This is a genomic window from Nocardia sp. NBC_01503 (assembly GCF_036327755.1).
GTDB lineage: Bacteria > Actinomycetota > Actinomycetes > Mycobacteriales > Mycobacteriaceae > Nocardia.
Map to the genome: position 1 here is coordinate 616,925 of NZ_CP109596.1, position 19,121 is coordinate 636,045.

Below are 19,121 nucleotides of genomic sequence, written 5' to 3' on the forward strand. Positions count from 1 at the left end.
ATCCGTCGGGGCATTTCTCCGGCGCAGGCGTAGTCGTGCAGACCCCGCCGGCGGGTTTGTCGGAGCCATCCGGGCACTTCTCGGGCGGTTTCGTCGTCGCGCATACCCCATTCGCCGGTTTGTCCGTGCCGTCCGGGCACTTCTCCGGTGGCTTCGTGGTCGGACACACCCCGTTCGCCGGCTTCACCGAACCGTCCGGACACGGCTCCGGTGGCTTGGTCGTCGGGCAGACGCCGCTCTCGGGCCGTACCGAACCGTCCGGACAGCGCTGCACCGGTCTGGTCGTCGGACATGTCCCACCGGTGGGTTTGATCGAACCGTCCGGACAGTATTCGATCGGAGTGGTCGTCGGGCACGTCCCACCCGTCGGTTTCACCGAACCATCCGGGCAGTAGGTAATCGGGCAGTGGCCGTGCGCCGGTTTCCGCGAACCGTCGGGGCAGTACTGGACCGCCGGGGCGCAGGTGCCGTTCGCGGGCTTCTCCGAGCCATCCGGACAGTACTGCTTGGGTGTCGAGCCGGTGCCGTCATGGGTACCGGTGCAGTCCGAGGTATCGCAGCCGTTGTACCCCGGATCGGAGGTGGGTCCGGGCGCGGGCGTGGTCACCGGCGAATCCGATAGTGCGGGAGGTATTTTGGCGGGCGCGAGCAGACCGACCGGATCGGATGTCGCGAGAATCGGGTCCGCACCACCGATTCCGGAGGTCAGAGCCAGCGCCAGCACCGCGAAGAACACCGCGAAAAGCCCTCGAATGCGGCCCGAATTCCGTACGCCGCGTGGAAATTTCGCACGCCGTCGCTCTGCTCCGGCACGCGGACCGAATACCGCAGGTGTGTCCATCCGGCGTAACCTCGCTGGTTAGATGGTACGGCCCAGCGCCCCCCGTCGCGCACATGATTCCGTCCTCCGGTTATCGCGGAGGGGACGCCGAGCGTTCACCGACCTAGAATTCATGGGACCACTCGGGTCACCCGCTCGCGCCGCAGAGGAGAATGGTCGTCATGCATCGTGCCGCGCCGAAGAAAGACATCGATGAGGCCGCGCTGACCGTCACCCCTCCGAAAACCGAGGCGGTGGGCGTCAAGGCGGTCACGGTGGCCCTGGAACGCGCCGTCGAGGAGATGGGCGTCATCCGCACCGCCCGCACACTGACCCGGGTGAATCAACGCCACGGCTTCGATTGCCCGGGATGTGCCTGGCCGGAGCCGACCGGTATACGCCGCCCCGCCGAATTCTGTGAGAACGGGGCCAAGGCGGTCGCCGAAGAGGCCACGCTGCGCACCGTCACACCGGAGTTCTTCGCCGCGCATTCGATCGCCGAGCTGGCGGGTAAATCCGGTTACTGGCTCGGACAGCAGGGCCGCCTCACCCATCCAATGGTGTTGCGCCCCGGTGACACCCACTACTCCCCGGTCTCGTGGGATGACGCCTACCAGCTGATCGCCGAGAATCTGCGCGAGCTGGACTCCCCCGACGAGGCGGTGTTCTACACCTCCGGCCGCACCGCCAATGAGACGGCATTCCTGTATCAGCTGCTGGTGCGCGGCTTCGGCACGAACAACCTGCCGGACTGCTCGAATATGTGCCACGAGTCCTCGGGCGCGGCGCTGACCTCCTCGATCGGCATCGGCAAGGGTTCGGTGACGATCGACGATTTCAAGAAGGCCGATCTGATTATCGTGGCCGGGCAGAATCCGGGCACCAATCATCCGCGCATGCTGTCGGCGCTCGGTGAGGCGAAGGCGCACGGCGCGAAGGTGATCGCGGTCAATCCGCTCCCCGAGACCGGGTTGATCGGTTTCCGCGATCCGCAGACCATCAAGGGCTTCACCTCCGGCATCACCATCGCCGACGACTTCCTGCAGATTCGCCTCGGCGGCGATATGGCGCTCTTCCAGGGGCTGGGCAAACTGCTCTTCGAGGCCGAGGACCGCCGCCCGGGCACGGTCGTGGACCACGAATTCGTGACCGCGCACACCGCCGGATTCGCCGAATACGAGAAGCAGACGCGCGCGGTCGATCTCGGCGTGGTCGAGGAGGCCACCGGCCTGACCCGGGCCGACCTGGATCGCACCGCGGCGCTGCTGGCCGAATCCAAGGCCGTGATCATCTGCTGGGCAATGGGTTTGACGCAGCAGGTACACGGAGTCGCCACCATCGAGGAGGCCACCAATCTGCTGCTCATGCGCGGCATGATCGGCAAGCCCGGCGCGGGCGTATGCCCGGTACGCGGGCATTCGAATGTACAGGGTGACCGCACCATGGGCATCTGGGAGAAGATGCCGGACGCCTTCCTCGATGCCCTGGACGCGCGATTCGGCATCACCAGCCCACGTGCCCACGGTATGGATACGGTCGATTCCATTCGCGCCATGCGGGACGGGCGCGGCAAGGTCTTCTTCGGTATGGGCGGTAATTTCGTCTCGGCCACCCCCGATACCGAGGTCACCGAGACCGCGCTGCGCAATTGCGCGCTCACCGTGCAGGTTTCGACCAAGCTCAATCGCAGCCATGTCGTACACGGGCGAACCGCGCTCATCCTGCCGACCCTCGGCCGCACCGATGAGGATATGCAAGCCGGTGCGCGCCAGCAGGTTTCGGTCGAGGACTCGATGTCCATGGTGCACCTGTCCACGGGCCGGCTGAAGCCGGTCAGCGGTGAACTGCGCAGTGAGGTCGCGATCGTCTGCGAACTCGCCCGGGCCCTGTTCGGCCCCTCACATCCGGTGCCGTGGGCGGAGTTCCAGCGGGACTACGACAAGATCCGCGACGCCATCGCCGCCGTGGTGCCGGGTTGCGCAGACTACAACGCGAAAGTCCGGGGCCGCAATGGCTTCCAGCTCCCGCACCCGCCGCGCGACTCCCGCGAATTCCGGACCACCACCGGTAAGGCCAATTTCGCGGTCAACGAGCTGCACTGGCTGCCGGTCCCCGCGGGGCGACTGATCCTGCAGACCCTGCGCAGTCACGACCAGTACAACACCACCATCTACGGTCTGGACGACCGCTACCGCGGTATCCACAATGGCCGCCGGGTGGTACTGCTGCACCCGGAGGACATCGCCGAATTCGGTTTCGCCGAGGACGATCTCGTGGATGTGATCTCCGAATGGACCGATGGCACCGAACGCCGGGTGGAGGGCTTCCGGCTGGTCGGTTACGCCACCCCGCGCGGAAATGCCGCGGCCTACTATCCGGAGACCAATCCCCTGGTCCCCCTCGACCATGTCGCGCGGCGCTCGAATACCCCTGTCTCCAAGGCGGTCACCGTACGCCTGGAGCGTCACATCCATAGGACGTCGTGAGCCGAGTAACCGCCCGCCGCCGCACCCTGCGCATCTCCCCCACCGGTACGGTCGAGCGCCCCGACACCCTCGCGGTGGAGGAGCCGCTCGAAATCCGTACCGGTGGTGAGGCATTGACCGTCACCATGCGCACGCCCGGTGCGGATATCGACCTCATCCACGGTTTCCTGTTCACCGAGGGGATCATCGAAACCGCCGAGGATATCCACACCGCGCGCTACTGCGCGGGCACCGACGAGAACGGCCAGAACACCTACAACGTGCTGGATGTGCGGTTCCGCAACCCGATTCCGGTGCGGCCGCGCAATTTCCTCACCAACAGCGCGTGTGGGCTCTGCGGTAAGACCGCGCTGGACGAGGTCCGTACCCGCACCCGCCATCCCATCCCCGGCACGGGTATCGAGGTGAAGCCGAGCGTGCTGGCCACGCTCCCGACCGAACTCCGTTCCCGCCAGGACCTTTTCGACGCCACCGGCGGACTGCACGGCGCGGGACTGTTCACCCTCGACGGCGAGGCCGTGGTGGTGCGCGAGGACGTGGGCCGCCACAATGCCGTCGACAAGGTGATCGGCTGGGCACTGCGCGAAAACCGTATCCCCGCACACGATCTCATTCTCATGGTCTCCGGCCGCGCCTCCTTCGAACTCGTCCAGAAGGCCGTCATGGCGGGCATTCCCCTGCTCGGCGCGGTCTCCGCCCCCAGCTCCCTGGCCGTCGATCTGGCTGCCGACTCGGATCTGACCCTGGTGGGATTCCTGCGCGGTGAATCGATGAATGTCTACTCCGCGACCCATCGCATCTCGGTGTAGACGCCACCCCGAGGGGGTCTCCCGGAAAGGGTCTCGGAGAGCGGGGCAGACGGGGGTGCCGGGCCGGGGTCGGCTGCTACGCTCCGAGCTAGAACACGTTTCAATTCTTACGGGAGATGCCATGGCAGCGCAGGTCCGCGATGTGGTCGAGCAGTATGTGAAATTGGTGGCCAGCGGCCCCACCGATGACGTGGTGAACCTCTACACCGCCGATGCCGTGGTGGAAGACCCGATCGGCAGCGAACCGCGCAAGGGCCACGACGCCATCCGCGAGATGTACGCCGCGCTGGAGCATATGCAGGGCCGCGAGACCGAGGTGCACTCGATCAAGGTCGCGGGTAAGCACGCCGCGGTCTCCTTCACCCTGGTCGGGCACTTCGGCGATCAGAAGATGACGCTCTCGCCCATCGACATCATGGAGTTCGATGACGAAGGCAAGATCGTCTCCATGAAGGCGTACTGGGGTCCGGACAATATGGTGATGGGTCCGGCCTAGTCGGCGGCGGCCTATTGCCCCCTTCCGATTGCCGAATTACGGTGGGCGCACCGCAAGATTCGGCAACGGAACGGGAGGGCCGATGCGAATCTCCTTGCACGGCACGGGGGATGGCATCCGGGTGCGTGTGCGCCTCGAGGTGAATCGACGCCGCTGGCTGGCACTACAGATCATGCTGGCGATACTCGCGCTACAGGGGTTGATCGTGGGCGCGTGGGCGGTGTTCGCCCCGCACTCCTGGTACACCAGTTTCCCGGGCTTCGGTATGCGCTGGGTCGGTATGGACGGTCCATACAACCATCACCTCGCCTCCGATGTCGGGGCGTTCTTCCTGGCCATGGCCGCGGTGACGGGGGTCGCGCTGTGGTTCATGGACAGCCTGCTGGCGCGGGCGGCGGGCGCGGGCTGGCTGGTCTTCGGCATCCCGCACCTGCTCTATCACACCTTCCACCGGCCCGAGGCCATGAGCACCGTGAGCTTCACGCTCAGCGTGATCGCCGCCTTCGCGCTACCCGCGCTCGGCGTGGCCTGCGTACTGGTCGCCCCGCGTGAGCGCAGGCCGATTCCCGAACCCGCCCCGTTCACCCTGAGATTTCCGCGTCGCGGCAGGTCGGGGTCGCGACCACCGCGATGAATTTCGCTGCCCCACACCGTCGTAACAGGTGAAGCACAGGCGCCGATTTTCATAGCAAAGGGATAAAGGTTCAATGGCGAACCACGGGGAGTCAAAGGCGATTCCCGGCCCGGGCGCGATCGATCCGCTCGATCGTCACCGTTTCCACGCACAACTCCACACCCGGTGTGACACAGCCCATCTCCACGCCCCGTCACGTTTCGCGGGGCTGCCTCGTCCAAGGGGCAGCACCCTCGGATCGAAGGAGACCATCATGGGCGTCACCCGCATCCCCGCCGTCGGCCCCGATAAGGCCGGACCGCTGACCCGGATCCTGTACTGGTACATGAAGCGCCGCTTCGGCGTGGTGCCCGAGCCGTTCGCCGTCGCCGCCAATCATCCCGGCATTTTCCTGGCCTCCTCGATTCATGAGGGCCTGGTCGAGCGGGCATCCACCGTATTGCCCGCCAATATTCGCGAGATCGCGGTCTATCAGGTGGCACGAACCGTCGGCTGCTCCTGGTGCGTGGATTTCGGGACCATGCTCATGCGCCTGGACGATCTGGATATCGACAAGCTGCGGTTCATCGACGATTACCGAACACATCCGGCGTACAGCGAGGATGAGCGGGCCGCCATCGCCTACGCCGATGCGGTCACCGCGACCCCGCCGACCGTCACCGATGAGCAGGTCACCGATCTGAAGCGGCGGTTCGGCAGCAAGGGCGTCATGGAGCTGACCTATCAGATCGCGCTGGAGAACTCCCGCGCTCGCGGCTATCACGCGCTCGGGATCACCGATCAGGGCTTCAGCCAGGATTCCTGCCGAGTCCCCTGGGCCTGACGGCGGCTCGCGGCCGGAGTAGCGATACCGCCACTCCGGCCAGCACGATTCCGGTCAGATTGATCCCCAACTGTGCGAGCGAACTCGCGGTCACACGCCATTTGCCCGCGATGGCGGCCACCACCGCCGAACCCGCGTTCGAGCGTAATACTCCCCGTACCAACCAGATCCAGGGCGCGCAGCGCGGCAATCACCGTTAACCTGGGCGAAAACCCGTGCAACGCAAAACGGCCCCGCGAGAAGGATTCTCGCGGGGCCGCTCGCAGGGCTCGAACTACGCGGACTTCTCGCGGCGCTCGGGCGACTGACGCTTACGGGGAACGATCGTCGGCAGGACGTTGTCGTTTACGGTGGCCTCGTTGACGACGACCTTGGCGACATCGTCGCGGCTGGGGATGTCGTACATGACCGGGAGGAGGACCTCCTCCATGATGGCGCGCAGGCCACGGGCGCCGGTACCGCGCAGAATCGCCTGATCCGCAACGGCTTCCAGGGCGTCCTGGGTGAATTCCAGGTCCACGCCATCCATTTCGAAGAGGCGCACGTACTGCTTGACCAGTGCGTTCTTCGGCTGGGCCAGAATCCGGACGAGGGATTCCTTGTCCAGGTTGGTGACCGAGGCGACGATCGGCAGACGACCGATGAATTCGGGGATGAGCCCGAACTTGATCAGATCCTCCGGCATCACATCGGCGAAGTGATCGGCGGTGTCGATCTCGGACTTGGAGCGGACCTCCGCGCCGAAACCGATGCCGCGCTTACCGACTCGGTCCTGCACGATGCGCTCCAGGCCCGCGAACGCGCCCGCCACGATGAAGAGCACATTCGTGGTGTCGATCTGGATGAACTCCTGGTGCGGATGCTTACGACCACCCTGCGGCGGCACCGAAGCCTGCGTACCCTCCAGAATCTTCAGCAGCGCCTGCTGCACACCTTCACCAGAGACGTCACGGGTGATGGACGGGTTCTCCGACTTGCGGGCGATCTTGTCGACCTCGTCGATGTAGATGATGCCCGTCTCGGCGCGCTTCACATCGTAATCGGCGGCCTGGATCAGCTTGAGCAGGATGTTCTCGACATCCTCACCGACATAACCGGCCTCGGTGAGGGCGGTGGCGTCGGCGATGGCGAACGGAACGTTCAACATCTTGGCCAGCGTCTGCGCCAGATAGGTCTTGCCACAGCCCGTCGGGCCGAGCATGAGGATATTGGACTTCATCAACTCGACCGATTCGCCTCGGGAGTCGCGGCCCTTGTCCCCGGCCTGAATTCGCTTGTAGTGGTTGTAAACAGCCACTGCCAGGGTTCTCTTCGCGGCGTCCTGCCCGATCACGTACTGCTCGAGGAAGTCGCGGATCTCCGCGGGCTTCGGCAGCTCATCGAGTTTGACCTCGCTGCTTTCAGCGAGCTCCTCCTCGATGATCTCGTTGCACAGATCGATGCACTCGTCGCAGATGTACACCCCTGGTCCCGCAATGAGCTTTTTGACCTGCTTCTGGCTCTTCCCGCAGAAAGAGCACTTGAGCAGATCGCCGCCATCACCGATGCGCGCCATCTCCTGGGTCCCTACTTCCTTGTCCGCGTGCAACCATCTGTCTCGGTTGTCGGCGAAGTGCCACCTATAAAGCGTATGCCGTCCCCAGTGATTGCGGGTACGGCCGGTGCGGCGGGTGCCGACAACCACGAGCAAAGGTCCCTAGAGTGACCGTACCCGTTATCCGCGACCGAGGTCGACAACTTGGGCACGTTTCTCATCGGACATGTGCGTGGACTCACCCCTGTCCGGGTGGCGAGACGCACCGAACCTCGCCACCCGCCCGCCTCACTTTTGCGCGCTGAGCTTGCGGTACTCGAAGACCTGATCGATGATCCCGTAGTCCTTCGCCTCCGCGGCGGTGAGGATCTTGTCGCGATCGGTGTCCTTACGGATGACATCCGCGTCCCGGCCGGTGTGGTGCGCCAGCGTGGTCTCCATGAGACGGCGCATGCGCTCGATCTCGGCGGCCTGGATCTCCAGATCCGAGACCTGACCCTGGATACCGCCCGAGGTGGACGGCTGGTGGATCAGCACACGGGCGTTCGGCAGCGCGGCGCGCTTACCCGGCGCGCCGGCGGCCAGCAGCACCGCGGCGGCCGAAGCGGCCTGGCCCAGGCAGACGGTCGCGACATCGGCGCGCACGTACTGCATGGTGTCGTAGATGGCCATCAGCGCGGTGAACGAGCCACCGGGCGAGTTGATGTACATCGTGATATCCCGGTCCGGGTCAAGGGATTCCAGCACCAGCAGCTGCGCCATGATGTCGTTCGCGGAGGTGTCGTCCACCTGCGCGCCGAGGAAGATGATGCGCTCCTCGAACAGCTTGTTGTACGGGTTGGACTCCTTGACACCGAAGCTCGAGTGCTCGACGAACGACGGCAGGATGTAGCGCGACTGCGGCATCTGAGAACCGGCAGCAGCGAAGGTGATGCCCGCGGAGCGCGGATCCATCATGTTCGACATATGCGTCTCCAAAAAAGTCAGGTCGGTGGGCGACTCAGTTGTTGGTCTGCGCGGCGCTGGAGATCACTCGGTCGATGAATCCGTACTCGAGCGCCTCGGCGGCGGTGAACCAGCGGTCGCGGTCGGCGTCGGCAGTAACCTGCTCGATGGACTTGCCGGTGAACTGCGCCTGGAGCTCGTTCATCTCACGCTTGGTGTACGCGAACTGCTCGGCCTGAATGGCGATGTCCGCGGCCGAACCACCGATACCGGCGGACGGCTGGTGCATCATGATCCGGGCGTGCGGCAGGGCGAAACGCTTGCCCTTGGTGCCCGCGGCGAGCAGGAACTGACCCATCGACGCGGCCAAACCCATTCCGACCGTGCGGATATCGCATTCGGCGAACTGCATGGTGTCGTAGATGGCCATACCGGCCGTCACCGAACCACCCGGCGAATTGATGTAGAGCGAGATGTCCTTGGTCGGATCCTCGGCCGAGAGCAACAGGATCTGCGCGCACAGCTTGTTGGCGATGTCGTCGTCGACCTGAGTGCCCAGGAAGATGATTCGCTCGCGCAGCAGGCGCTCGTAGACCGAATCACTGAGGTTCAGACCAGCAGTCGCGGATGTCATGTGCACCCCTGCCTGATTGATTGTCACGGATACCTGCCCTCTCTCACCGGCTCGGTCCCACCAAGCCCCTACTGATTCGCTGACACTGACCCTAACGAAACAGGGCGGCACCGAACTCCCGGTACCACCCTGCTTCGCTCACAGCGCAAAACTTACGGGGTCTTCGCCTCCGCAACCTACCCGGCCTGAGCCGAATCCGGTTGCCCGGCACTGACCTCGGTCTTTACTTGGCCTCGACCTCGGCGGCTTCGGTCGCGTCGGCGACCTCGGCCAGCTCCTCGGCGGAGACCTCTTCGGCCTCTTCGGCCGGGTTGCCGAACATCTCCGTGGTGTCCACGGTGTTGCCCGCGGTATCGGTGACGGCGGCCTGCACCACCACACCGGCCAGGGCCTTACCGCGACGCACGTCCGCGAAGACCGCGCCCAGCTGACCGGCCTGCTGGATCTGCTGGATGAACTGATCGGGCGACATGCCGTAGCGCTGCGCCTGGAAGATGATCCGCTCGTACAGCTCGTCCTGGCCGACCTGGGTGTTCTCCGCCTCGGCGACGGCGTCCAGGAGCAGCTGGGTCTTGACCGACTTCTCGGCCGACTCCTTGGTGTCCTTGTCGAACTCCTCGCGGGAGGAGCCCTGCGCCTCGAGCGCCTCGGCCAGCTTGGCCTCGTCGTGGTCGAAACCGTGCACGGCGTCGTGCAGCACGGCGTCGATCTCGGCCTGGACGACCTTCTCCGGCAGCGGGATCTCGACGGTCTCCAGCAGGGTCTCGAGGACCTTGTCGCGGATGGCGCCGGCCTGCTCGACCTTCTTGGTGCGCTCGACGCGACCCTTCAGGTCTTCCTTCAGCTCGTCGATCGTGTCGAATTCGCTTGCCAGCTGGGCGAACTCATCATCCGCCTCGGGCAGCTCGCGCTCCTTGACCGACTGCACGGTCACGGTGATGACGGCTTCCTTGCCCGCGTGCTCGCCGGCGACCAGCTTGGAGGTGAAATCCTTGGACTCCTCCGCCTTGAGACCGATCAGGGTCTCGTCGAGGCCCTCGATGAGCTGGCCCGAACCGACCTCGTGCGACAGGCCGGTGGTGCTGGCCTCTTCGACCTCGACGCCGTCGACGGTGGCCGACAGGTCGATGGAGACGAAGTCGCCGTCCGCGATGGCGCGGTCGACCGAGGTCAGGGTGCCGAAGCGCTGACGCAGCGAGCTCAGCTGCTCCTCGATGTCCTCGTCCTTGATCTCGATCGGATCGACGGTGACGGCGATGGTCGAGAAGTCGGGGAGGGTGATCTCCGGGCGGACGTCGACCTCGGCGGTGAACGCCAGCTCTTCGCCGTCTTCGATCTTGGTGATCTCGATCTCCGGCTGGCCGATGACCTTGACCTCGGTGGCGATCACAGCGTCGCTGTAGCGCTTGGGGAGGACGTCATTGACGACCTGCTCCAGCACCGCGCCGCGGCCCACACGAGCCTCGATCAGCTTCGCGGGCGCCTTGCCCGGACGGAAGCCGGGGATGCGGATCTGCCCTGCGAGCGCCTTATATGCCTTGTCGAAATCCGGCTTCAGCTCCTCGAAGGGCACCTCGACGTTAATCCGGACCCGGGTCGGGCTCAGCTGCTCGACGGTGCTCTTCACGGACATGCTCCTTGTTCGTTCGTGGAATGATGTTCATTCCCCCCACAGGCATCCCGACCAGGGTAGTCGACGGTCGATGTGCCCTGATAACCGGTCATGGCAAGTCCGCCGCGCCACACCGGCGCGGCGGGTCGGCCGTCTCATCCCCCGCAGGTGGACGGCCTGGTGACAGCTAACCGACCTTGACGGCGTCGGTCACGAAGACCAGGGTCTCGTACGGCTTCATCCCGCGGCCGCCCGCGCCGTAGCCCAGGTCCGGCGGGACGATCAGCAGTCGGCGCGCGCCCTGCTGCACGCCGACCAGACCCTGATCCCAGCCCTTGATGACCTCGCCCGCGCCGAGGGTGAGCGTGAACGGCTCACCCCGGTCGAAGGAGCTGTCCAGCTTCTTCTTATCGGACCAGGTGATCAGGGAGTAGTTCATGGTCAGCTTCTGACCGGCCTGCGCGCCCGGCCCGCTGCCCGGGGTCAGGTCCTTGGTGATCAGCGTCTTGGGCGCATCGCAGTCGTCCGGAATCGTGATGGTCGGAGCCTTGCCGAAGGCGCCGTCGACCTTGATGTCGTCGGCGGTGCACTCGCGGCCCTTGGACTGGGTCTGCGCCGCCGACTGCGGCTGTGCCGCAGCCGAAGTCGTGGCCTTGGCCGTGGTCGTCGTATCCGCCTCGGAGTCGTCACCGCTCCCGCAGCCCGCCATCACCAGCACCGCGGCCGCCACCGCGCCGATCGCACCGACCTTGCCCACCACGCGCATACCCGCTCCTGCCCAGTCACCGGACGCCGCAAGCCTTGCGGCACCGCGCCGAAACTACACGGTCGTGCGGAAATGCGTTTGCCGGGTTTGCGGGGGTACGGGAGCATCGACCGGGTGCTGCTGACAATTACCTGTACCCGACCCGATGGCGCCGCCTGGGCGGCGAGTGAACTGGGATACCTGCTGCACAAGAACCCCGGCAAGGCGCAGACCTTCGAGCAGTCGTACGGGGTGGCGCATGTGCTGTACCCGGAGGCGGGCGAGGAACGGTGCACGGCGGCGCTGCTGCTGGAGATCGATCCGGTGCGACTGGTGCGCGGAAAGACCAAGGGCGCAATGGAATTCAGTCTCGGACAGTATGTGAACGATCGGCCGTACGCAGCGTCCTCGCTGCTGTCGGTAGCCATTTCGACGGTATTCGGGTCCGCGCTGCACGGGCGTTGTGCGCAACGACCGGAGCTGGTGGAGAGCTCGTTGCCGCTGTGCGTCGAGCTGCCCGCGGTGCCCTGCAAGGGTGGGGCGGACGCCGCCGAGCAGATCTTCGGTCCGCTGGGGTGGGCGGTCGAGGCCACTCCCCTGCCACTGGACCCCGCCTTTCCCGAGTGGGGGAATTCGCACTATCTGCGGCTGGCGCTCACCGGCGCCATGCGACTGTCGGACGCGCTGTCACATCTGTATGTGCTGCTGCCCGTGCTCGATGGGAACAAGCACTACTTCCTGGATGCGGGTGAGGTCGACAAGCTGTTGCGATTCGGGGCGGGGTGGCTGAATACGCATCCGGCGCGGGATTGGATCACGCGGCGGTATCTGGCGCGGCGACATTCGCTGGTGCGGACCGCGCTGGCACGACTGGCCGAACTGGATGATCTCGAGCCCGAGCAGTTCGGGGCGGTCGATCTGAATATCGACGAGCTGGCCCGGGATGTCGCGGCCGCCGCCGCGGAGGTGGAAGCCGCCGAGCGGGAAGGTATGGCGCAGGACGCGAACTCCACCGCGGCAAGGGAATCCGAATCGGAAGCCGCCGCAGGTAGTGCTCTCGCGCAGGGCGAGGCGACTTCGGAGAGCACGGCCACCTCGGAGGCCGACGCGCCGGTGCTGTCGCTTGCGGTGATGCGGCGATCCGCTGTCGTGGGTGCGCTGCACTCCGTCGGGGCGCGGCGGGTGCTGGATCTGGGCTGCGGGGAGGGTGCGCTGCTGCGCGAGCTGATCGCGGATCGATCCTTCGACGAGATTGTGGGCATTGATGTTTCGGTGCGATCGCTGCGGATCGCCGAGCGGCGGATGCGGCGGCTCCCGCTGTGGCAGACGCAGCGGGTCACCACCCGGCAGGGTGCGCTCACCTATACCGACGCCTCGCTGCGCGGATATGACGCGGCGGTGCTCATGGAGGTGATCGAGCACGTCGACCTGACCCGGCTGAACGCGTTGGAGCAGGCGGTATTCGGCGCCGCCGGACCCGGAGCGGTCATCGTGACGACACCGAACGGGGAGTACAACGCGCTCTACGAGGGCATGGCGGACGGCGCTTTCCGGCACTCGGATCACCGATTCGAATGGAGCCGCGCCGAATTCGCCGCATGGGCGGCCCGTGTCGGCGAAACCTACGGCTATCAGGTGCGTTTCGAGCCCATCGGCCTGGTCGATGCCGAGCTCGGCGCGCCGACCCAGATGGCGGTCTTCACCAAGGCCGCGAATGACGAGAAGGGAGCCGCGTAATGGCGGAGCTCTCCATCCCCGAACTGTCGCTGGTGGTACTGATCGGCAGTACCGGATCCGGTAAATCGACCTTCGCGCGTAAGCATTTCCGGGGGACGGCGATCATCTCCTCGGACGCCTGCCGCGGCATCGTCAGCGATGACGAGAACGATCAGGCCGCCACGCCCGAGGCGTTCGCACTGCTGCACCATATCGCCGGGGTACGGTTGCGGCGAGGGCTGCGCACGGTGGTCGATGCCACCAATGTGCAGCCGAAGGCGCGACAGGAGTTGATCGAGCTGGCGCGAGCGCACGATGTGCTGCCGGTGGCCATTGTGCTGGATGTGCCCGAACAGGAGTGTGTGCGGCGCAATGCCTCTCGACCCGATCGCGACTTCGGCCCGCATGTCGTAGCCCGGCAGCAGCGGGATCTGCGGCGCGGTATGCGGTTCCTGGAGCGCGAGGGCTTCCGCCGGGTGCACGTGCTGCACGGTGCGGCCGAGATCGACGCGGCGACCATTGCGAACGAGCGACTGTGGAACGACCGGCGGGATCTGACCGGACCGTTCGATGTGATCGGCGATGTGCACGGTTGCCGCTCCGAATTGGAGACGCTGCTGGGCGAACTCGGCTATGCGCTGGTTCGGGATACCGCCGGACGGGCCGTGGACGCGCGACATCCGGAGGGTCGGACCGCGGTATTCGTCGGCGATCTGGTGGATCGCGGACCCGACACCCCCGGCGTGCTGCGCCTGGTCATGGGCATGGTTTCCGCTGGAAACGCGCTGTGCGTCACCGGAAATCACGAATTCAAGCTGGTGCGCGCGCTGGACGGGCGCAAGGTGAGGACCACGCACGGGCTGGCCGAATCCCTGGCGCAGCTCGAGGGTGAGGACGGCGAATTCCGTAAGACCGCATTGGAATTCATGCGCGGCCTGATCAGTCACTACGTGCTGGACGGTGGCAATCTGGTGGTCGCGCACGCCGGGCTCAAAGAGCAGTTCCAGGGACGTGCCTCGGGCCGCGTCCGCGAATTCGCCATGTACGGCGAATCCACCGGCGAGACAGACGAATACGGGCTGCCGGTGCGCTACCCGTGGGCCAATGACTATCGGGGTAGGGCCCTCGTGTTGTACGGGCACACGCCGATGGCCGAGCTGGTGTGGGTGAACAACACCCTCTGCCTCGATACCGGCGTGGTGTTCGGCGGACGACTCACCGCGCTGCGTTATCCGGAGCGGGAGCCGGTTTCGGTTGCGGCCGAACAGGTCTGGTACGAGCCGACGCGCCCGTTGGAGACACCCAGCGTCGTACCCGGTATCGGAATGGTGCACCGCGATCCCGGCGTACTCGACCTCGACGATGTGATCGGCCGCCGCGTGGTGGAGACCCGCTACCTGGCGCGCGTCGGTGTGCAGGAGGACGCGGCCAGTGCGGCACTGGAGGTGATGAGCCGGTTCGCCGTCGACCCGCGCTGGCTGGTCTACCTGCCGCCGACCATGTCGCCCTGTGCCACTTCGACACTCGACGGATATCTGGAGCATCCGGCGCAGGCGTTCGAGTACTACCGCTCCGAGGGCATCGAGACCGTGGTGTGCGAGGAGAAGCATATGGGGTCACGGGCCGTCGTGGTGGTGGCGCGCTCGGCCATGACCGCTCGCGATCGGTTCGGGGTGAGCGACGGCAGCACCGGCGCGGTATACACCCGCACCGGGCGACCGTTCTTCGACGCCGCGGAACAGGGGGAGACGCTGCTCGCGCGGGTGCGCGCGGCGGCCGAGAAGGCCGGTCTCTTCGAGGAGTTGGGCACCGATTGGCTGGCCCTGGACACCGAACTGCTGCCGTGGTCCGCCAAGGCGATGGGGCTGCTGCGCACCCAGTACGCGGCGGTCGGCGCGGCCGCGCGGGCCTCCCTCGGCGCGGCCGCACAGGCGCTGGACGCGGTACGCGAAAGAGGTTTGGACGTCACCGATCTCGCGACGCGCACCGCGGACCGGGCGACCGACGCGGCAGCCTTCACCACCGCCTACGGTCGGTACTGCTGGCCCGTCCACGGTCTCGACGGCGTACGCCTCGCACCGTTCCAGATCCTGGCCGCACAGGGCGTCAATTACGCCGTGCACGAACACAATTGGCATCTGGAGCGCATCGACCGACTTGCCGAGGCCGATCCGGAGCTGTTCACGCCCACCCGGCGCAGAGTGGTGAACCTGTCCGACCCGGATAGCGAAGCCGCGGCCACCGCCTGGTGGACCGAGCTCACCACGGCCGGTGGTGAGGGCATGGTGGTCAAGCCGAGCGGATCGCTGGTGACCGGAGCAGGCACCCGCGGTGGACGCCCGGTCCAGCCCGGCGTGAAATGCCGTGGCCCGGAGTACCTCCGGATCATCTACGGCCCCGAATACCTGCGCCCCGCCAATCTGACCCGCCTGCGCCAGCGTGGCCTGGGCGGCAAACGCTCCCTGGCCCTGCGCGAATACGCCCTCGGCCTGGAGGCCCTGGACCGCTTCGTCACCGGCGAACCGCTCTGGCGAGTACACGAAGCCGTCTTCGCGATCCTGGCGCTGGAGACCCAGCCGATCGACCCCCGGCTGTAGCGGGGGCACCTCGCCACCCGAACGGCAGCGGAATCACCTCGTCATCCCGACATGCTTTTGGCCGGGATCCACACCCCCTGCGCACCGGCCGTTCAGTGGACCCCGGCCAAAAGCGCGCCGGGATGACGGAGCGGCGCACGACCTATGGTGCCCTCCAGGCGCACCCGCGCCGGAGCGTCCGGCCCACCAGTGTGGCTGGTGGACCGGACGCCGCGGTATCCGGTGCGGACCGTAGGGGTTCGGCCCGTACCGCCCCTCGATTCACCCGGTCGTGCGCGGGGAGGTCAGGTCGTAGAGCGTGACCCCGTCCACCTGAACCGCGGTGTAATGATCCTTTACCCACGTGGTGATCTTCGAACCCTCGGAACTGGATCGCCCACCCGGTCCACGGCTCTCACCCGCGATGAAGAAGTGGATTCGCCCCTCGGCCACATCCTGCTGGAACTGCTCCAGGGTGGGTGCGGGATCGCCGCCGCTGAAGCCGCCGATCGCCATGACCGGATAGTCCGCGGCCAGCTGGTAGTTCGCGGCATTGTTCGAGCTGACGGTGGCGGCGACCCAGGTGTACGCACCGCCGTCCCGCTCGAGCAGGGCCAGGATCTTGTCGCTCGGCTTCTCGTCCCCGCCCATCGGACCGCCGCCGCTGCGACCGCGCTCCCGCTGCTGCCCGGCGTCATCCGAGGCGGCGGAGTTCGGAGCCGCACCGGTCGGCGCAGCGCCCTCCGGAGCAGCACCGTTCGGGGCAGCGCTATTCGGTTCGGCCCCGGTCGATTCCGGGTCCGAGGTGCCACCGCCACCGGGGAAGCCCGGGAAACCGGAGTTGGTCTTGGGACCGGCTTTCACGATTCCGCCGCTGTGCGGTTGGCGCAGGGTTTCCACGGCATATGCGGTGGGTGCGGCAAGGCCGACGAACAGCGTGGCGAGCAGGGCGGCGATGGTGAGGTTACGGCTGCCGCGCAGCAGCAGTCCGGCCGCCGCGAGTACCGCCACGCCCACGATCACCCAGCGCAACCACGGGACGAAATCCGGTGTGCGCGACAGCAGTACGAAGGCGGTGAGCGCGGTCAGCGCGACACTCAGCACCAATGCCGCCCGGACCCAGCGGCGGTCGCGGTGCGGCCATACCACCGCTGCGGCGGCGGCGATGGTTCCGGCGATCGCGGGAGCCAGTGCGACCGTGTAGTATTCGTGGAAAATGCCGCTCATAAAGCTGAAGACCAGGCCGGTGACCAGACCCCAGCCGCCGATCACCAGCAGGGCGGCCCGCTTCATATCGGTGCGGGGAGCCCTGCCGCACAGCACGATCGCCGCGACGAGCAGGATGAGCGCGGCCGGGATCAGCCAGGCGATCTGACCGCCGACGGTCTCGTTGAACAGGCGGGTGATCCCGGACTTACCACCGAATCCGCCGAAGCCGCCGTGCATTTCGGGCTGTTCGCCGCCCGAAGGCAGATCACCGGAGGGCGTCCCACCGCCGAAGCCGGACCCCGAGCTGGAGCCGAATGATCCGAGCCGATCCAGTCCGTTGTATCCGAGAGTCAGTTCGATGATCGAATTGTGCTCGGAGCCACCGAAATACGGCCGATCCGAGGCGGGCCACAGCTGAGCGATGAGCACCCACCAGCCCGCACCGATCACCATGGCCGCACCGGCGGCGAACAGCTGCGCGATCCGCTTACCGAGTTTCGGCGGTCCGGCGAACAGGTATGCCGAAGCGAGTGCGGGCAGCACCAGCAGGACCTGCAATTGCTTTGCCAGGAACCCGAATCCGACGAACAGCCCGCACAGCACCAGCCACCGCCAGCGCCCGTCCTCGAGACCCCGCAGCATGGCCCAGACCGCGGCTATCATCAGCAGCACCAGTAGCGCGTCCGGATTGTTGTACCGGAACATCAGCGCCGCAACGGGAGTCACCGCCAGCACGAGTCCGGCGAGCAGTCCCGCATTCGCCCCGAAGTACCGGCGTACCAGCGCCCACAGCAGCGCCACCGACGCGACCCCGATCAGCACCTGCGGCACCAGCATGCTCGCGCTGCTGAACCCGAACACCCTGGCGGACAACTCCATCGGCCAGAACGACGCCGGAGTCTTGTCCACGGTGATGGCATCGGCCCAGTCCGAGGAGCCGAAGAAGAACGCCTTCCACGACCGCGCCCCGGACTGCACCGCGGCGGCGTAGAACGAATTCGCCCACCCGCTGGCGGTCAGATTCCACAGGTACGCGGCGGCGGTCCCGACCAGCAGCACCGCCAGCGCCAGGCACTCACCGCGCGTGGCACGTCCGGTCAGCGCCCGTCCCGCGGTCGGCGTGGATCCCTGTTCGGCCGCACCACCCTGCCGCGGACTCTCGCCGCCCATCACCCCGGTCGCGCCGCCGGGCCCATTAGCTGTCTCGGTCATGCAACCCACCCTGCGCGCTCCCCCCACGCCCGCCCTGGGACCGCGCTGGGAGCTTGCTGTGAACGCCGACGTCGCTCGACGCCGCCCCCGTCATCCCGGCGCGTTTTCGGCCGGGATACACACCCGCAGCGGTCCAGCTGATTCCGTGGATCCCGGCCGAAAGCATGCCGGGATGACGAGGGAAGGCTCGGCCCCAGGAGGCCAGGCCCCCCTGGTCGACCGCTAGGCCCCCGCGAGTTCGGCGAGGCGGTCCAGGAACGGCCGCTGACCTTTGCCCAGTTTCTCATGGGCGAGGTCGAGGTCGAACCATTCGGCGCGGTCGATCTCGGGGAACTGCTGGATGCGACCGGAGCGGGGCGGCCACTCCATATCGAAGGTGCCCGGGACCACCAAGGCCGGATCGAGGTCACCCGAGACGGCCCAGACGGTGACCTGTTTGCGGCCGCGACCACTGCCGTATTCGACCTCGCCGAGCGCAAGCCATTCGCCGTCGGGAACGGGCAGGCCGAGCTCTTCGGTGAATTCGCGGGCCGCGGCGACCTGTGCCTGCTCCTCGTCCGGTTCGTACTCACCCTTGGGGATGGACCAGGCGGCCGCGTCCTTCTTCGCCCAGAGCGGGCCGCCCATATGTCCGAGCAGTACTTCCAGGGTGTGGGTGCGGCGGAAGAGCAGAACGCCCGCGCTGTACCTGAGGCTCATGAGCGCAGTTTGCCCCGTTCGGCTGGCAGCCGCACATTCGGGGCGCTATCCTGAGCGACGCGTCAGCGAACCGGTCAGATGAATAAGTTCTCGATAAACGCCGGATGATTTTCGCTGCATTCGCTCTGGCCGAAACATGGTCGGCCCCTGCGCGTTCCACTAAGCTTCGCT

At 66.5% G+C, this 19,121-nt stretch carries 15 protein-coding genes; 8 read left to right on the top strand and 7 right to left on the bottom strand.

Translation table 11 applies throughout. From position 1 onward, the window contains the following. Positions 1-35: 35 nt before the first annotated feature. The 6 genes from OHB26_RS02770 (at position 36) to OHB26_RS02795 (ending at position 6,068) form a co-directional block, all read left to right on the top strand. The gene (locus OHB26_RS02770; protein WP_330182663.1) at positions 36-395 is read left to right on the top strand and encodes a hypothetical protein; all 360 of its coding nucleotides are present in this window, start codon (positions 36-38) and stop codon (positions 393-395) included. A gap of 607 nt (positions 396-1,002) precedes the next feature. Next, positions 1,003-3,306 (top strand): FdhF/YdeP family oxidoreductase, encoded by a 2,304-nt coding sequence (locus tag OHB26_RS02775; RefSeq protein WP_330182664.1) that lies wholly within the window; start codon positions 1,003-1,005, stop codon positions 3,304-3,306. Continuing rightward, positions 3,303-4,115: a formate dehydrogenase accessory sulfurtransferase FdhD gene (fdhD, locus tag OHB26_RS02780; RefSeq protein WP_330182665.1), complete on the top strand. Its 813-nt coding sequence runs from the start codon at positions 3,303-3,305 to the stop codon at positions 4,113-4,115. Before OHB26_RS02775 ends, fdhD begins: the two co-directional genes overlap by 4 nt. Positions 4,116-4,236: 121 nt before the next feature. Next, positions 4,237-4,611 carry a nuclear transport factor 2 family protein gene (locus tag OHB26_RS02785; protein ID WP_330182666.1) on the top strand — a complete coding sequence of 125 codons (375 nt, stop codon included), beginning with the start codon at positions 4,237-4,239 and terminating at the stop codon, positions 4,609-4,611. An 82-nt stretch (positions 4,612-4,693) separates the two neighbouring features. Continuing rightward, the gene (locus OHB26_RS02790) at positions 4,694-5,245 is read left to right on the top strand and encodes a hypothetical protein (RefSeq protein WP_330182667.1); all 552 of its coding nucleotides are present in this window, start codon (positions 4,694-4,696) and stop codon (positions 5,243-5,245) included. A 253-nt stretch (positions 5,246-5,498) separates the two neighbouring features. Beyond that, on the top strand, positions 5,499-6,068 hold the full coding sequence (locus tag OHB26_RS02795; protein WP_330182668.1) for a carboxymuconolactone decarboxylase family protein: 570 nt from the start codon (positions 5,499-5,501) through the stop codon (positions 6,066-6,068). Between the two features lie 274 nt (positions 6,069-6,342). On the opposite strand, the gene clpX is transcribed toward OHB26_RS02795, so the two are convergent. The 5 genes from clpX to OHB26_RS02820 form a co-directional block, all read right to left on the bottom strand. Further along, the gene (gene clpX, locus OHB26_RS02800) at positions 6,343-7,623 is read right to left on the bottom strand and encodes an ATP-dependent Clp protease ATP-binding subunit ClpX (protein WP_153806076.1); all 1,281 of its coding nucleotides are present in this window, start codon (positions 7,621-7,623) and stop codon (positions 6,343-6,345) included. 267 nt (positions 7,624-7,890) lie between these two features. After that, complete coding sequence (locus tag OHB26_RS02805; RefSeq protein ID WP_442942980.1) at positions 7,891-8,508, bottom strand: ATP-dependent Clp protease proteolytic subunit; 618 nt, start codon at positions 8,506-8,508, stop codon at positions 7,891-7,893. A 94-nt stretch (positions 8,509-8,602) separates the two neighbouring features. After that, positions 8,603-9,181, bottom strand: a complete 579-nt coding sequence (locus OHB26_RS02810; protein WP_330182670.1) for an ATP-dependent Clp protease proteolytic subunit — start codon at positions 9,179-9,181, stop codon at positions 8,603-8,605. Positions 9,182-9,404: 223 nt separating this feature from the next. After that, entirely contained in the window at positions 9,405-10,808 is a 1,404-nt protein-coding gene (tig, locus tag OHB26_RS02815) for a trigger factor (protein WP_330182671.1), read from the bottom strand. A 172-nt stretch (positions 10,809-10,980) separates the two neighbouring features. Then, the gene (locus OHB26_RS02820; RefSeq protein ID WP_330182672.1) at positions 10,981-11,559 is read right to left on the bottom strand and encodes an FKBP-type peptidyl-prolyl cis-trans isomerase; all 579 of its coding nucleotides are present in this window, start codon (positions 11,557-11,559) and stop codon (positions 10,981-10,983) included. Between the two features lie 114 nt (positions 11,560-11,673). Between OHB26_RS02820 and OHB26_RS02825 the strand changes: the two genes are divergently transcribed. Together OHB26_RS02825 and OHB26_RS02830 are read left to right on the top strand one after the other, a co-directional pair. After that, positions 11,674-13,275 (top strand): 3' terminal RNA ribose 2'-O-methyltransferase Hen1, encoded by a 1,602-nt coding sequence (locus OHB26_RS02825; RefSeq protein ID WP_330182673.1) that lies wholly within the window; start codon positions 11,674-11,676, stop codon positions 13,273-13,275. Further along, positions 13,275-15,851 carry a polynucleotide kinase-phosphatase gene (locus tag OHB26_RS02830; RefSeq protein WP_330182674.1) on the top strand — a complete coding sequence of 859 codons (2,577 nt, stop codon included), beginning with the start codon at positions 13,275-13,277 and terminating at the stop codon, positions 15,849-15,851. Before OHB26_RS02825 ends, OHB26_RS02830 begins: the two co-directional genes overlap by 1 nt. A gap of 261 nt (positions 15,852-16,112) precedes the next feature. Here the strand turns inward: OHB26_RS02830 and OHB26_RS02835 are convergent, their stop codons facing one another. Together OHB26_RS02835 and OHB26_RS02840 are read right to left on the bottom strand one after the other, a co-directional pair. Next, entirely contained in the window at positions 16,113-18,251 is a 2,139-nt protein-coding gene (locus OHB26_RS02835) for an ArnT family glycosyltransferase (protein ID WP_330182675.1), read from the bottom strand. Between the two features lie 222 nt (positions 18,252-18,473). After that, positions 18,474-18,950, bottom strand: a complete 477-nt coding sequence (locus tag OHB26_RS02840) for an NUDIX domain-containing protein (protein ID WP_330182676.1) — start codon at positions 18,948-18,950, stop codon at positions 18,474-18,476. Positions 18,951-19,121 lie beyond the last annotated feature (171 nt).

Excerpts from the sequence above, each read along its gene's own strand:
- OHB26_RS02775 (WP_330182664.1), top strand. The coding sequence starts at position 1,003 with ATGCATCGTGCCGCGCCGAAGAAAGACATCGATGAGGCCGCGCTGACC.
- OHB26_RS02805 (WP_442942980.1), bottom strand. The coding sequence starts at position 8,508 with ATGCCGCAGTCGCGCTACATCCTGCCGTCGTTCGTCGAGCACTCGAGC.
- OHB26_RS02810 (WP_330182670.1), bottom strand. The coding sequence starts at position 9,181 with ATGACATCCGCGACTGCTGGTCTGAACCTCAGTGATTCGGTCTACGAG.
- OHB26_RS02835 (WP_330182675.1), bottom strand. The coding sequence starts at position 18,251 with ATGACCGAGACAGCTAATGGGCCCGGCGGCGCGACCGGGGTGATGGGC.
- OHB26_RS02790 (WP_330182667.1), top strand. The coding sequence starts at position 4,694 with ATGCGAATCTCCTTGCACGGCACGGGGGATGGCATCCGGGTGCGTGTG.
- OHB26_RS02795 (WP_330182668.1), top strand. The coding sequence starts at position 5,499 with ATGGGCGTCACCCGCATCCCCGCCGTCGGCCCCGATAAGGCCGGACCG.
- OHB26_RS02785 (WP_330182666.1), top strand. The coding sequence starts at position 4,237 with ATGGCAGCGCAGGTCCGCGATGTGGTCGAGCAGTATGTGAAATTGGTG.
- clpX (WP_153806076.1), bottom strand. The coding sequence starts at position 7,623 with ATGGCGCGCATCGGTGATGGCGGCGATCTGCTCAAGTGCTCTTTCTGC.
- OHB26_RS02820 (WP_330182672.1), bottom strand. The coding sequence starts at position 11,559 with ATGCGCGTGGTGGGCAAGGTCGGTGCGATCGGCGCGGTGGCGGCCGCG.
- OHB26_RS02840 (WP_330182676.1), bottom strand. The coding sequence starts at position 18,950 with ATGAGCCTCAGGTACAGCGCGGGCGTTCTGCTCTTCCGCCGCACCCAC.
- OHB26_RS02830 (WP_330182674.1), top strand. The coding sequence starts at position 13,275 with ATGGCGGAGCTCTCCATCCCCGAACTGTCGCTGGTGGTACTGATCGGC.